A 12935-nucleotide genomic window follows, 5' to 3' on the forward strand; every position below is an offset into this window, starting at 1 on the left:
CCACCGCACGATCGCCGCCGCCGGCGGCTCGACCTCGCGACGGACCATGGCCAGGCCGACGACGCGCTCCTCGCCCGGGACCGCGGCCGCGCTCGTGACCGCCCCCCGGTCGCGACCGTCCACCACGACGGTGGCGCCCCGGGGCGGCGGCGAGGACCCGGGCATGCGCACGCCGCGCAGGAAGCGGTTGACGTGGCCGCGGGTGTCGATGCGGCAGACCAGCTCCTGCCCGATGAAGCAGCCCTTCGTGAACGACACCGCGTCGCGCTCCAGGAACGCCTCCTGGGGGATCGTGGCGCTGTCGACGTCGACGCCCAGTCGCGGCACGCCGGCCTCGATGCGGAAGACGTCGAAGCGCTCGGGTGGCCACCGCTCGACGTCGGCGGGAAGGCCGGCGACCAGGTCCCGGACCGCGGTGAGGGGGCCGAGCAGGTCCACGCCCGGCTCGGTCCCCCAGCGCGTCGCGAGGGCGTGGAGCGGGCCCGGCTCGGCGTCCACGCCCACGAGCGTGGCGAGGCCGGTGGTCGCGGTGCGGTCCTCGAGCTCGACCTGCACCCGGATCCGGAAGCGGTCGAGCGACGTCGCCAGCCGGGGGCCGTAGTCGGCGTCGGTGTCGAGCCACCACTCCTCCCCGACCCGCAAGGCCCGGAACGCCACGTCGAGCTTGCCCTGGGGGGAGAGCAGCAGCGCGGCGGCGTGCTCCCCGTCGCCGATCGGGTCGAGGTCCTGCGACACGAGGCTCTGCAGGAACGACGTCGCGTCGCGGCCCCGCACGACGACCAGGCCTCGGGGCGACCGGTCGGCGACGAAGCGGCTCGTCACGGCAGGGCCAGCGGCTCGAGGCGTCGTGCCGCCGCCGCCGCCGTCAGCAGGGCCCGGGCCTTGTTCGCGCACTCGAGGTCCTCGTCGGCGGGGTCCGAGTCGGCCACGATCCCGGCGCCGGCCTCGACGCTGGCCCGGCCGTCGGCTCCCCACACCATCGTGCGGATGGCGATGGCGGTATCGAGGTTGCCGGAGAAGTCGACGTACCCCACCACCCCCGCGTACGGGCCCCGCTTCACCGGCTCGAGCTCGTCGATGATCTCCATCGCCCGCACCTTCGGCGCGCCGCTGACGGTGCCGGCGGGGAAGGTGGCGCGGAGCACGTCGACCGCGGTGCGGCCGGCCTCGAGCTGGCCCGAGACCTGGCTCGTGAGGTGCATGACGTGCGAGTAGCGCTCGAGGGTCATGAGCTCGTCGACCTGCTCGGTGCCGAACCGGACGACCCGCCCCACGTCGTTGCGGGCCAGGTCGACGAGCATGACGTGCTCGGCCCGCTCCTTCGGGTTCTCGGACAGCTCGGCGGCGAGCCGCCGGTCGTGCTCCTCGGTGCGACCGCGGTACCGGGTGCCGGCGATCGGGCGGCTGATCACGCGCCCGTCGAGGACCTGCACCATCGGCTCCGGCGACGAGCCGGCCAGCGTCACGTCGCCGTGTCGCACCAGGTACATGTAGGGCGACGGGTTCACCTGCCGCAGCACCCGGTACACGTCGAAGGGGTCGACCGGTTCGACGAGGTCGAAGCGCTGGGCCAGCACCACCTGGAAGATGTCGCCGGCGAGGATGTGCTCGCGCGCCACCTCGACCGCGTCGCGGTAGTGCGCGCCGGGCATCGTGGAGCGCACCGCCGGCAGCTCGGTCGGCGCGTCGGCGGGGGGACGGGAGGGCACGTAGGGCAGCGGCCGGGCCAGGTCGTCGACGAGGGCGTCGAGGCGGGCGGCGGCCCGGTCGTAGGCGGCGTCGACGTCGGGCTCGCCGTCGAGGAACACGTTCTCGATCAGGTAGAGGCGCTGGCGGAAGTGGTCGAACGCGGTCACGTGCCCGGTGAGGAACAGCACCGCGTCGGGGAGCCCGAGGTCGTCGCGGGGGACGGCCGGCAGCCGCTCGACCTCGCGGACGACGTCGTACCCGAGGTAGCCGACCACGCCACCGTGGAACGGCGGCAGGTCGTCGAGACGCGGGGCCCGGTACACGGCCAGCAGCGCCTCGAGCGCGGCGAGGGCACCGCGGTCGAGGGGCACCGACGCCGGCGCCGGGCCGCCGTCGACCGTCACCGCCGGGCCGTGCGCCACCAGCGTGAGCGCCGGGTCGCGCCCGAGGAACGAGAAGCGGCCCCACCGCTGCGCGTGCTCGACCGATTCCAGGAGGAAGCCGGGCGGGCCGCCGGGGTCGGCGCCGACCAGCTTCACGAACGCGGACACCGGCGTCTCGAGGTCGGCGAGCACCTCCCGCCAGACCGGCACCACCGTGTGCCCCGCCGCCAGCGACCGGAACTCCTCGCGCGTGGGGCGGAGGCCGTCCCCGGTCACGCCGCGTCGTCGCCGAAGCGACGGAAGAAGCAGCTGAACGCGCCGGTGTGGCAGGCGCCTCGGCCCTCCTGCTCGACGACGAGCAAGAGCGCGTCGCCGTCGCAGTCGTAGTAGGCCTCGCGCAGCCACTGGCGGTCGCCGGACGTGTCGCCCTTGCGCCAGAGCTCCTGGCGGCTGCGGCTCCAGAACACGGTCCGGCCCTCCTCGAGGCTGCGGTGCAGCGAGGCCTCGTTCATCCACGCCAGCATGAGGACCCGACCGCTGGCCTGGTCCTGGACGATCGCGGGCACGAGCCCGTCCGCGCCCCAGCGGATCTCGTCGAGGTCGGCGGCGCGGACGGGGACGGGCGTCGCGGTCGGGGCCATCGCGATCGAGCGTAGCCGTCGCCCTGCCGGGCTCCGGCGGGAATGCGCGTCGCGCGAGACTCCCCGACCGGATGGCTGGGCTGCCCGAACCCCCACGCGCGCCACGGCGCCCGACCGAGCTGCGACACGGCGACGACGTGCGCGTCGACGAGTGGTACTGGCTGCGCGAGAAGGACGACCCCGCCGTGCGCGCGCACCTCGAGGCCGAGAACGCGTACACGGCCGCAGTGCTGGCGCACCTCGAGCGGCAGCGGCAGCGGCTCTTCGAGGAGATCAAGCGACGCGTCGTCGAGACCGACGTCGGCGCGCCCGTCCGCCGCGGCCCGTTCCAGTACTTCGCCCGGACGATCGAGGGGCGGCAGTACCCGCTGCACTGCCGTCGCCCGGCCGAGGCGCCGCCGCCCGAGCCCGGCGAGGAGCCCGGCGCGGTCGGCGGCGAGGAGCTGCTCCTCGACGAGAACGCCCTCGCTCGGCCCGGCGAGTACTTCGCGCTGCGCGGCCTGGCGGTCTCGCCCGGCCACGGCCTCCTCGCGTACGCCGTCGACCGCTCGGGCGGCGAGCGGGCCCAGCTGCGGTTCCGGGACCTCGACGCCCGTGGCGACCTCCCCGACGTCGTCGACGACACGTACTACGGCCTGGCGTGGGCCGACGACCGCACGATCCTCTACGTCCGCCCCGACGCCGCCATGCGCCCGTTCCAGGTCTGGCGCCACCGCCTCGGGACGACCGAGGACGCCCTCGTCTACGCCGAGCCCGACGAGCGGTTCTACGTCACCGTCGAGCGAGCCCGGTCGGGTCGGGCGCTCGTGATCGAGAGCGAGTCGAAGACCACGAGCGAGGCGTGGCTCGTCGACCCCGCCCGTCCGGAGGCGCCGCCGTCGATCGTCGCGGCCCGGGAGCCCGGCCTCGAGTACCACGTCGAGCACCATCACGGCCCCGACGGCGACAAGCTGTTCATCCTCACGAACGCCGACGGCGCCGAGAACTTCCAGGTGATGGTGACGCCCGCCACCTCCCCGGGACGGGACCGGTGGCGGCCGCTCGTGGCGCCGCGCCCGGACGTCCGGGTGGAGCGCGTCGACGCGTTCGCGGGCCACCTCGTCGTCTCGGAGCGGGCCGGCGGCGCCCCGCGGCTCCGCGCCCTCGACCTCGCGTCCGACGCCGAGGCCGTCGTCGAGACCGGCGACGCGGTGGCCACGACCTGGCTCGGCGCCACGCCCGAGTTCGACACGACCGTGCTGCGGGTCGGGGCGACGTCGCTGCTCCTCCCCGTGACCGACTACGACTACGACCTCGCGTCGGGCCGAGCCACGGTCGTGAAGCGGCAGCGGGTCACCGACTACGACCCCGACCGCTACGAGACGTCGCGGCTGTGGGCCCGCGCCGAGGACGGGGTGGAGGTGCCGATCTCGCTAGTGCGCCGGCGGGACGCGCCGACCGACGGGAGCGGGGCGCTCCTCCTCTACGGCTACGGCGCCTACGAGATCTCGATCGACCCGACGTTCTCGATCAGCCGGCTCAGCCTCCTCGAGCGCGGCGTCGCGTACGCGATCGCGCACGTGCGGGGCGGCGGCGAGCTCGGCCGCCGCTGGTACGAGGACGGCAAGCTCGACCGCAAGCGCAACTCGTTCACCGACTTCCTCGCCTGCGCGCGCCAGCTCGTCGCCGCCGGCCACACGTCGCCGGCGCGGCTGGTGGCGCGTGGCGGCAGCGCCGGCGGGCTGCTCATGGGCGCGGCGTTGAACCTGGCGCCCGAGCAGTGGCGCGCCGTCGTCGCCGAGGTGCCGTTCGTCGACTCCCTGACGACGATGCTCGACCCGTCGCTCCCCCTCACGATCACGGAGTGGGACGAGTGGGGCGACCCGGCCGCCGACCCGCACCTCTACGCGTACATCCGGAGCTACTCGCCGTACGACAACGTCCGGGCGACGCCGTACCCGGCGATCCTCGCCACCGCCGGCGTCACCGACCCGCGCGTCCAGTACTGGGAGCCGGCGAAGTGGGTGCAGCGGCTGCGGGCGACGACGACCGGCGACGCGCCGACGCTGCTGAAGACGGAGCTGGAGGCCGGCCACCACGGCCGCAGCGGCCGCTACGACACCTGGCGGGAGGAGGCGTTCGTGCTGGCGTTCGTCCTCGACGCGCTGGGCCGCACCGACCCCACCGCGGGGCGCTGAGCCGCCGGTCGTCGTCGGCCCGCGCCGGGGTCAGCCGTCCATTCGCAGCGTCGCCGCCAGCTGTCGGCTCTGGGCCAGGAGGGTGCCGTCGGGGGCCCACACCTCGCCGTCCTCCTCCATGAAGCCGTCGGCGGCGACGGTGGTGCGGAACACGGCCAGGACGAAGGCGCCGGCGGCCAGGCCCGGGTGCGGCAGCCGGGACCGGAAGTGGACCGTGAGGTCGATGGTCGGGACGAAGAGCGGCTCGTCGACCCGGGTGAAGATCGCCGGCATCCAGGCGTCGGCCACGGCGGCGACGGCCGGCGCGTCGAGGAGCTGGGGCTCCTCGGGGCGGATCCAGCCGCCGGTGACCGCGTGCGCGGCGCGGGGCCCGCCCGGCTCCACCCGGCCGAGGGCCCAGCGGGTGTCCCACCGCGACGCGATCGGCGGCGCGTCGGGCGGCGGCACGGAGGGTACGAGCGCCTCGCTCGGCGGCACGGTCGGGGGCTCGAGGTCGCAGAAGGACGGACCCGGCCGCGGGGCCGAGCACGCGGCGAGCGCCAGCGCCACCAGCCGGTCGCCCTGGACCACGCGCGCCGAGCAGGAGCTCAGGGACCGCCCGACCCGCTCGAGCCTGGTCCGGATCGACACCTCGCCGGCCTCCGGGGGCGCGACGTAGTGGACCGTCATCGACCGGGGCACCCGGACCGGGTCGCCGACCCGGGCCTCGAGCGCCCGCAGGATGATGGCGGCGAGGTAGCCGCCGTTCGGCCCGCGCACGACCGACCACGCCGGGTCGATCCGAGCCTCGAACGTGTCCTCGTCGCGGCGCACGACGGCGCTGTCCCGCTCGAACCGGGTGGCCGGGGCGGCGGGCATCGGATGACGGTACCGGGCGCCTACGCTCCCGGCTCAGTGTCGACGCCTCGACCGGTCTCGATCGTGACCGACGACGGGCACACGCTCGAAGGGGAGCTGGCGGTCGCCGACCGGGAGCGGTGCGGGATGGTGCTCTGCCACCCGCACCCGCAGTTCGGCGGCACCATGCGGTCGATCGTGATCAGCGCCCTCTTCGGCGCCCTCCCCGCGGTCGGCGTCACGTGCCTGCGGTTCAACTTCCGGGGCGTCGAGGGCAGCGAGGGCTTCTACGACGAGGGCCGGGGCGAGCGCCTCGACGCGGCCGCCGCCGTCGGCACGCTCGCCGACCGGCTATCGCCGGCGACGCCGCTGGTCCTGACGGGCTGGTCCTTCGGCGGCGACGTCGCCCTCTCGACCGTCGTGCCGCGCCTGGCCGGGTGGCTCGCCGTCGCGCCGCCGCTCCACTTCGTCGACGAGCCGCCCGCGGTGGCCGCGGACCCGCGCCCGAAGCTGCTCGCCCTCGCCGAGCACGACGAGGTGCGCCCGCCCGCCGAGGTCGAGGCGCAGGTCCGGTCCTGGCCGTCGACCGAGGTGGTCGTGGTCGACGGGGCCAGCCACTTCTTCGTGGGTCGCACCGACCGCCTGGCCGAGCTGGCGCAGCGGTTCGTGGCCCGGGTGGCGGCGCCCGGGCGCGAGCACCCCGGGGCGGGCCCGGGCGCGTGAGCGGGCGGCCGGGCTCGGCCGCCGCCGATCAGCGGGTCAGGGCCGGGGCGAAGCCGTGACGGTCGAGAAAGGCGTGCCGGCGCTCGACCGCCGACCGCCAGTGGGCGAGATCGTGCTCGAAGTTGCTGCGGTCGCCGTCCTCGTACGCGTGCTCGAGCTCGTCGAACGCCGCGTCCTCGGCGTCGAGCAGCTCTCGGTAGCGCAGCAGGAACGCGTCGTCGATCGTCGCCGCTTCGTCCATGCGTCTCCCTTCCCGGTGGGCACGTCCCGGACGGTACCCGAGCCGGCGGCGCCGTTCACGGGTCGCCGGCCACGGCCGCCAGCGCCTCGCCCAGGGTGAAGCGGCCCTCGTAGAGGGCCCGCCCGACGACGGCGCCGGCCAGGCGGCGCCCGGCCTCGTCGAGGGCGGCGAGGGCGGCGAGGTCGGCCAGGCTGCCCACCCCCCCGCTGGCGATCACCGGCACCGCCGTGACGGCGAGCACCGCCGCCAGCTGGCCCCGGTCGGGGCCGCTCATGGTCCCGTCCCGGGAGATCTCGGTGACGACGAGGGCCGTGACCCCCACCGACTCGAAGCCGCGGGCCAGCTCGAGGAGGTCGCGGCCGCTCGTCGTGCCCCAGCCCTCGGTGGCGACCTCGCGCCCGCGGGCGTCGAGGCCCACCGCCACCCGGCCCGGGTGCGCCACGCAGAGCTCCTCGACCAGCGCCGGCCGCTCGACCGCGGCGGTGCCGACGACGACCCTCGCCGCGCCGGCGAGCAGCAGCGCGCCGGCGGCCTCGAGGCTGCGCACCCCGCCGCCGGCCTGGACCGCGCACGGCACCGTCGACGCGATCGCCTCGACGACCGCCAGGTTCGCCGGCTCCCCGGTTCGGGCGGCGTCGAGGTCCACGACGTGGATCCACTCGGCGCCGGCGCCCGCGAACGACCGCGCCACCGCGACCGGGTCGTCGGCGTAGACGGTCTCGGCGTCGAAGTCCCCCCGGGTCAGGCGCACCGCCCGCCCGGCGCGCACGTCGATCGCCGGGTAGAGGGTCAGCACCGGCTACAGCGCGCCCTTCGTCGACGGGATCGACGTCCCCTCGACCCGCACCGCGTCCCGCAGCGACCGGGCCACCCCCTTGAAGGAAGCCTCGATCACGTGGTGGCCGTTCCGGCCCGACAGCGACCGCACGTGGAGTGTGAGCATGGCGGCGACGGTCAGCGCGCGCCAGAACTCCTCGCACAGCTGGGGGTCGAAGGTCCCGATCCACTCCGCGACCGGGTCGACGTCGTAGACGAGGTACGGGCGCCCGGAGAGGTCGAGCGCGACCTGCACGAGGGCCTCGTCGAGCGGGACCAGCGCCGAGGCGAACCGCCGCACGCCGGCCTTGTCGCCGAGCGCCTCCCGCAGCGCCTCCCCGAGGGCGATGCCCACGTCCTCGACCGTGTGGTGCAGGTCGACCGCCAGGTCGCCCTCCGCCTCGATGCTGAGGTCGAACCCGGCGTGCTTGCCGAGCTGCTCGAGCATGTGGTCGAAGAACGGGATCCCGGTCGAGGCCTGGGCCTCGCCGCGGCCGTCGACCACGAGCACGAGGTCGACGCGCGTCTCGCTCGTGGACCGGTGGCGCTCGGCCCGTCGCGGCGCGCTCACGCCGCCTCGCCGATCGAGTCTCGGAGCGCGTCGAGGAGGGCGTCGTCCTCGGCCGGGGTCCCCACCGTGATGCGCAGGCAGTCCTCGAGCCGGGGGACGTGCGAGAAGTCGCGGACCAGCACGCCCCGGGCCACCAGCCGCTGCCAGAGGGCGTGGCCGCCGCCGTCGACGCGCACGAGCACGAAGTTCGCGCCCGACGGGAACACGGTGAGGCCGGGGAGACGGCCGAGGGCGCCGACCAGCCGGTGCCGCTCCCCCACCAGCGCCTCCACCCGGGCGCGCATCTCGGCCTCGAAGGCCAGCGCGGTGACGCCGGCCACCTGGGTCGGGGCCGCGAGGTGGTACGGGAGGACGACCCGCTCGAGCTGCTCGACGACGGCCGTCGGCGCCACCGCGAACCCGAGCCGGAGCGCCGCCATCGACCACACCTTCGAGTAGGTCCGCACCACGACGAGGGGGACGTCGTCGTCGACGAGCTCGGTGGCGCTCCAGCCCGCGAACTCGCCGTAGGCCTCGTCGACGACGAGCAGCCCGGGGCCGTGGTCGACCACCGCGGCGAGGAGCCCCTCCACGGTGGCGCGGGGCTCGACCGTGCCCGTCGGGTTGTTCGGGCTGCAGAGGAACACGACGGCGGGCCGCTCGGCGGCCAGGACCATCCCCGCCTCCGTCACCGAGACGAGGAAGTCGACGTCGCGCTCGGCGTCGTCGACGTCGGTGCCGGTCACGCGGGCGATGTGGGCGTGGAGGGCGTACGTCGGCTCGAACACGACCGCCCGGCGGCCGGGGCCCCCGTAGGCGAGGAGCAGGGTCTGGAGCACCTCGTTCGAGCCGTTGGCGCAGAAGACCCGGGCCGGCGGCTGCCCGAGGCGCGCCCCGAGCGCGGCGCGCAGGGGTCGCGCCTCCCGGTCCGGGTACCGGTGCAGCGGAACCGCCCGCAGCGCGTCGAGCCAGGCGTCGACGAACGCCGGCGGCGGCGGGTACGGGCTCTCGTTCGTGTTGAGCCGCACCGCGACGTCGAGCTGCGGCGAGTGGTAGCGCGCCAGCTCCCCGAGCCCGGGACGCGGCGACGGGAGGCTCACGACGCCCGCTCCCGCACCGGTGCCACCTCGGCGCGCAGCGCCACGGCCCGGGCGTGCTCGGCCAGGCCCTCGGCGGCGGCGAGCGCGGTCACGTCGGGGGCGAGCCGACGGAGCGCGGCCTCGTCCACCCGGACGACCTGGACCCGCTTGCGGAAGTCGTCGACGCGCAGCGCGCTCGCAAAGCGCGCGGCGCGGCCGGTCGGCAGGACGTGGTTCACCCCCGCGACGTAGTCGCCGATCACCGCCGGCGTCCACGGGCCGCAGAACACCGCCCCGGCGTTGCGGACCAGCGGGACCAGCGCGTCGGCGTCGACGGTCAGCAGCTCGAGGTGCTCGGGGGCCACCACGTTCGCCACCTCGAGGGCGGCCTCGGCGTCCCGCACCAGGATCGCCCGGCCGCCGGTCCGCAGCGTCGCCTCGATCTCGGCCCGGCGAGGGGCGTCGTCGAGGCGACGGGCCAGGGCCGCCTCCACCGCGCCCACCAGCGGCTCGTGCCAGGTCACGAGGACGGCGGCACCGCCCGGCCCGTGCTCGGCCTGGGCGAGCAGGTCGGCGGCGACGAGCTCGGCGTCGGCCCGCTCGTCGGCGACGACCACCACCTCGGAGGGGCCGGCCGGGGCGTCCGTGCCCACGTGACCCGCGACCTCGCGCTTGGCCAGCGCCACGTACACGTTCCCGGGCCCGACCACGACGTCGACGGGTCGGATCGTCTCGGTCCCGTAGGCCATGGCCGCGACGGCCTGCGCGCCGCCGACCCGGTAGACCTCGTCGACGCCGGCGAGGGCGGCGGCCGCCAGGGTCGGGGTGGCGATCTCGCCGTCGGGCCCGGGCGGGACGCACAGCGCCACCTCGGGCACGCCGGCCACGCGCGCCGGGACCGCGGTCATGAGCACCGTCGACGGGTAGGCGCCGCGCCCGCCCGGCACGTAGCAGCCGGCCCGCGCCACCGGGACGACCACCTCCCGGGTCTGCACCCCGTCCCGGTCCCGGTCGACCGGGGCCGCCGCCTGCGCCTCGTGGTAGCCGCGGATCGCCGTCACGGCGTGCTCGAGGGCCGCCCGCAGGTCGGGAGGGACGCGGCCGAGCGCGGCGGTGAGCGCGTCGGCGGGGACCCGGAGCTCGTCGACCGTGACCCCGTCGAACCGGGCCGTGAGCTCGCGCAGCGTGGCGTCCCCGCCGGAGCGGACCGCGGCGAGGATGGCTCGCACGGCCTCGAGCGGGCCCGCCGGCTCCTCGGGCGCGGGGAGCGCGCGGCGCAGGTCACCGGTGAATCCGCGGAGGTCCAGCAGCTCGAGCACGGAGGAGTCATCGTAACCGTGGGGCGTGGCACGGCCCTTCGCTTTGCCTGCGGACGGTCGTGCCGACAGGCTGGAGCGACATGAGCACGTCCGATGTCGCCGAGCTGTCGAGCCTGCGCGCGCAGCTCGAGGACCTGACCGCGCGCGTCGTGGCGGTCTTCGAGCGGTACGACGAGACCCCGGACTCGGCCGTCGCGTCCGACCTCTTCACCGCGGAGCGGTCGCTGCTGGCCGCCGGTCGCGCCCTCGACCGCGCGGTCGGGCACCTCAGACCTTGAAGGCGCTCGGGCACACGTCGGCGAGCACGCAGGCGTCACAACGAGGCCGCCGCGCGTAGCAGACCTGGCGGCCGTGCTCGATGAGCCGCAGCGAGAAGTCGCCTCGCTCGTCGGGCGGGACGAGGCGGTTGAGGTCGAGCTCGGCCTTGACCGGGTCAGACTCCGTCGTCAGCCGCAGTCGCCGGGCCAGGCGTCCGACGTGCGTGTCGACGGGCAGGCCGGGCAGGTGAAACCCCACCGAGCGGACCACGTTCCCGGTCTTCCGGCCCACCCCGGGCAGGGTGACGAGGTCCTCCAGCTCGGTCGGAACCCGTCCGTCGAAGCGCTCCTCGAGGGCCCGGGCCATGCCGATCAGGCTCCGCGCCTTCGAGCGGAAGAACCCCGTCGAGTGGATCAGCGCCTCGAGCTCCTCGGGGTTCGCCTCGGCGAGGTCGGCGGGCGTCGGATAACGCGCGAACAGCGCCGGCGTCGTCTTGTTCACCATCTCGTCGGTGGACTGCGCCGACAGGATCGTCGCGACCAGGAGCTGGAACGGGTCCTGGTGGATGAGCGCGGTGCGCGCCTCGGGGTACTCGGCTCGGAGCCGTTCCAACACGACGGCGACGCGCTGCCGCGCGCCGCGCGGGAGGGCCACGTCCGCAACCTAGCGGGTACCCTCGCCACGGTGCTCGACATCTCCGTTCGTCGACCGGTCGCGCCCGCCGACGTCGCCGCGCTGCGCGACGTCGCCGCCCTCGCCGCCGCGGCCGCCGGTCACCCCGTGCTGGGGGACTCGGTGTGGCGGGATCTGGCGCACCCCTCCCCCGACACGACGCTCGTCGTCGCGCAGGACCACGGCGTCGCGGTCGGCGTCCTCCACGCGGGACGGAACGAAGCCGGGGCGTCGTCACACCTCCGCCTGTCGGTCGCGGTCGCGCCCGGCCAGCCCGTCGGCGAGGTCGCCGGTGCGCTCGTCCGCCGCGCCCTGGACGACCTCCGGGACGGAAGCGGTCACCTCGTCGAGCTGTGGGTGAGCGGCGCCGACGACGACTCGGACGCGGTCGCGGCCGAGCTCGGTCTCAAGCCGGCGCGCGACCTCTGGCAGCTGCGCGTGCGGCTGCCGGTCCCGTCGCCCCGGTGGCCGCCGGGAGTCACGGTCCGGCCCTTCGAGCCCGGCCGGGACGACGACGCGTGGCTGCGCGTCAACAACCGCGCCTTCGCCGCCGATCCCGACCAGGGCCGCTGGAGCCTGGCGGTCCTCCGAGAACGCGAGCGCGAGCCGTGGTTCGACCCGGCCGGGTTCCTCCTCGCCTTCGACGACCGCGGGCTGGCCGGGTTCTGCTGGACGAGGCTGCACCCGCCCGCCCCGCCGGTCGAGCCCGACGCGCTCGGGGAGATCTACGTGATCGGCGTCGATCCCGACCGGCAGGGCCTCGGCCTCGGCCGGTCCCTCGTCCTCGCGGGGCTCGACGACCTGCACCGCCGGCGCGGCGCGGCGATCGGCATGCTCTTCGTCGACGCCGCCAACGCACCCGCGCTCGCGCTCTACCAGTCGCTCGGCTTCTCGCTGGCGCGTGTCGATCGGGGCTACGTGTGCGACCGCTGACCCGCTACGGCGCCGACCCGGCGGACCTGGCCGCGCTGCTCGCCGCCGAGCCCCGCTACCGGGCCGACCAAGTCCGGGGCGCGCTCTGGCGCCGGCGGATCCCCCTGGAGGAGGCCACCGAGCTGCCCGTCGCGCTGCGGGCCCGGCTGGCACAGGCGCTGCCCCTGGCCCTGGACCCGCTGGCGACGATCACCTCCTCCGACGAGCTGACCACGAAGTGGCGCTTCGCGACGGGTGACGGCGCCCAGGTCGAGACCGTCCTCATGCGATCGGCCCGCCGGGCCAGCGTCTGCGTCTCCTCCCAAGCCGGGTGCGCGATGGCGTGCCCGTTCTGCGCCACGGGGCAGGCGGGCTTCGAGCGCCACCTCAGCGCACCCGAGATCGTGGAGCAGGTCCTCCGGGCCCAGCACGCCTCGCCGCAGCGGATCACGAACGTCGTCTACATGGGCATGGGCGAGCCGCTCGCCAACTACGAACCCGTCTGGGAGTCGGTGACCCGGCTGCACGCCGACCTGGGGCTGTCGGCGCGCCGGATCACGCTGAGCACGATCGGGGTGGTGCCCGGCATGCGACGCCTCGCGGCGGAGGCGCTGCCGGTCACGCTGGCCGTGTCGCTC

At 75.7% G+C, this 12935-nt stretch carries 15 protein-coding genes; 5 read left to right on the forward strand and 10 right to left on the reverse strand.

Going from position 1 to position 12935, the window contains the following annotated elements:
• From VG869_06920 to hisI, 3 genes are all read right to left on the reverse strand, one after another.
• Positions 1-822, reverse strand: an 822-nt coding sequence (locus VG869_06920) for a hypothetical protein (GenBank protein HEV3450919.1), incomplete at its 3' end; no start/stop codon positions are given.
• Positions 819-2348, reverse strand: a complete 1530-nt coding sequence (locus VG869_06925) for a chorismate-binding protein (GenBank protein ID HEV3450920.1) — start codon at positions 2346-2348, stop codon at positions 819-821. The genes VG869_06920 and VG869_06925, both read right to left, overlap by 4 nt.
• Positions 2345-2713, reverse strand: a complete 369-nt coding sequence (hisI, locus tag VG869_06930) for a phosphoribosyl-AMP cyclohydrolase (GenBank protein HEV3450921.1) — start codon at positions 2711-2713, stop codon at positions 2345-2347. Before hisI ends, VG869_06925 begins: the two co-directional genes overlap by 4 nt.
• Positions 2714-2784: 71 nt before the next feature.
• On the opposite strand from hisI, the gene VG869_06935 reads away from it, so the two are divergent.
• Entirely contained in the window at positions 2785-4890 is a 2106-nt protein-coding gene (locus VG869_06935) for a S9 family peptidase (protein HEV3450922.1), read from the forward strand.
• A 30-nt stretch (positions 4891-4920) separates the two neighbouring features.
• On the opposite strand, the gene VG869_06940 is transcribed toward VG869_06935, so the two are convergent.
• A complete protein-coding gene (locus VG869_06940) occupies positions 4921-5748 on the reverse strand; it encodes a thioesterase family protein (protein HEV3450923.1) in 828 nt (275 codons plus the stop codon).
• A 36-nt stretch (positions 5749-5784) separates the two neighbouring features.
• Between VG869_06940 and VG869_06945 the strand changes: the two genes are divergently transcribed.
• The gene (locus tag VG869_06945) at positions 5785-6450 is read left to right on the forward strand and encodes an alpha/beta hydrolase (GenBank protein HEV3450924.1); all 666 of its coding nucleotides are present in this window, start codon (positions 5785-5787) and stop codon (positions 6448-6450) included.
• Between the two features lie 28 nt (positions 6451-6478).
• Here the strand turns inward: VG869_06945 and VG869_06950 are convergent, their stop codons facing one another.
• Genes VG869_06950 through hisD form a run of 5 tightly spaced genes read right to left on the reverse strand, consistent with a single transcriptional unit; the run spans position 6479 to position 10455 of the window.
• Entirely contained in the window at positions 6479-6691 is a 213-nt protein-coding gene (locus tag VG869_06950; protein HEV3450925.1) for a hypothetical protein, read from the reverse strand.
• A 55-nt stretch (positions 6692-6746) separates the two neighbouring features.
• Positions 6747-7487 carry a 1-(5-phosphoribosyl)-5-[(5-phosphoribosylamino)methylideneamino]imidazole-4-carboxamide isomerase gene (hisA, locus tag VG869_06955; protein HEV3450926.1) on the reverse strand — a complete coding sequence of 247 codons (741 nt, stop codon included), beginning with the start codon at positions 7485-7487 and terminating at the stop codon, positions 6747-6749.
• A 3-nt stretch (positions 7488-7490) separates the two neighbouring features.
• The gene (gene hisB, locus VG869_06960) at positions 7491-8078 is read right to left on the reverse strand and encodes an imidazoleglycerol-phosphate dehydratase HisB (GenBank protein HEV3450927.1); all 588 of its coding nucleotides are present in this window, start codon (positions 8076-8078) and stop codon (positions 7491-7493) included.
• Entirely contained in the window at positions 8075-9157 is a 1083-nt protein-coding gene (gene hisC, locus VG869_06965) for a histidinol-phosphate transaminase (GenBank protein ID HEV3450928.1), read from the reverse strand. The genes hisB and hisC overlap by 4 nt, the downstream gene beginning before the upstream one ends.
• Positions 9154-10455, reverse strand: a complete 1302-nt coding sequence (gene hisD / locus VG869_06970) for a histidinol dehydrogenase (GenBank protein ID HEV3450929.1) — start codon at positions 10453-10455, stop codon at positions 9154-9156. The genes hisC and hisD overlap by 4 nt, the downstream gene beginning before the upstream one ends.
• Before the next feature lie 80 nt (positions 10456-10535).
• Between hisD and VG869_06975 the strand changes: the two genes are divergently transcribed.
• Positions 10536-10733, forward strand: coding sequence for a hypothetical protein (locus VG869_06975; GenBank protein HEV3450930.1), 198 nt, complete (start codon positions 10536-10538; stop codon positions 10731-10733).
• On the opposite strand, the gene nth is transcribed toward VG869_06975, so the two are convergent.
• Entirely contained in the window at positions 10723-11367 is a 645-nt protein-coding gene (nth, locus tag VG869_06980) for an endonuclease III (protein ID HEV3450931.1), read from the reverse strand. The genes VG869_06975 and nth overlap by 11 nt on opposite strands.
• A 30-nt stretch (positions 11368-11397) precedes the next feature.
• Here nth and mshD point away from each other — a divergent pair, with 30 nt between their 5' ends.
• Positions 11398-12318: a mycothiol synthase gene (mshD, locus tag VG869_06985; protein ID HEV3450932.1), complete on the forward strand. Its 921-nt coding sequence runs from the start codon at positions 11398-11400 to the stop codon at positions 12316-12318.
• Positions 12306-12935, forward strand: a 630-nt coding sequence (locus VG869_06990; GenBank protein HEV3450933.1) for a radical SAM protein, incomplete at its 3' end; no start/stop codon positions are given. The genes mshD and VG869_06990, both read left to right, overlap by 13 nt.

This window comes from Acidimicrobiia bacterium, from assembly GCA_035948415.1.
Lineage (GTDB): Bacteria > Actinomycetota > Acidimicrobiia > IMCC26256 > PALSA-555 > PALSA-555.

Excerpts from the sequence above, each read along its gene's own strand:
- VG869_06935 (HEV3450922.1), top strand. The coding sequence starts at position 2,785 with ATGGCTGGGCTGCCCGAACCCCCACGCGCGCCACGGCGCCCGACCGAG.
- VG869_06940 (HEV3450923.1), bottom strand. The coding sequence starts at position 5,748 with ATGCCCGCCGCCCCGGCCACCCGGTTCGAGCGGGACAGCGCCGTCGTG.
- VG869_06975 (HEV3450930.1), top strand. The coding sequence starts at position 10,536 with ATGAGCACGTCCGATGTCGCCGAGCTGTCGAGCCTGCGCGCGCAGCTC.
- hisI (HEV3450921.1), bottom strand. The coding sequence starts at position 2,713 with ATGGCCCCGACCGCGACGCCCGTCCCCGTCCGCGCCGCCGACCTCGAC.
- VG869_06950 (HEV3450925.1), bottom strand. The coding sequence starts at position 6,691 with ATGGACGAAGCGGCGACGATCGACGACGCGTTCCTGCTGCGCTACCGA.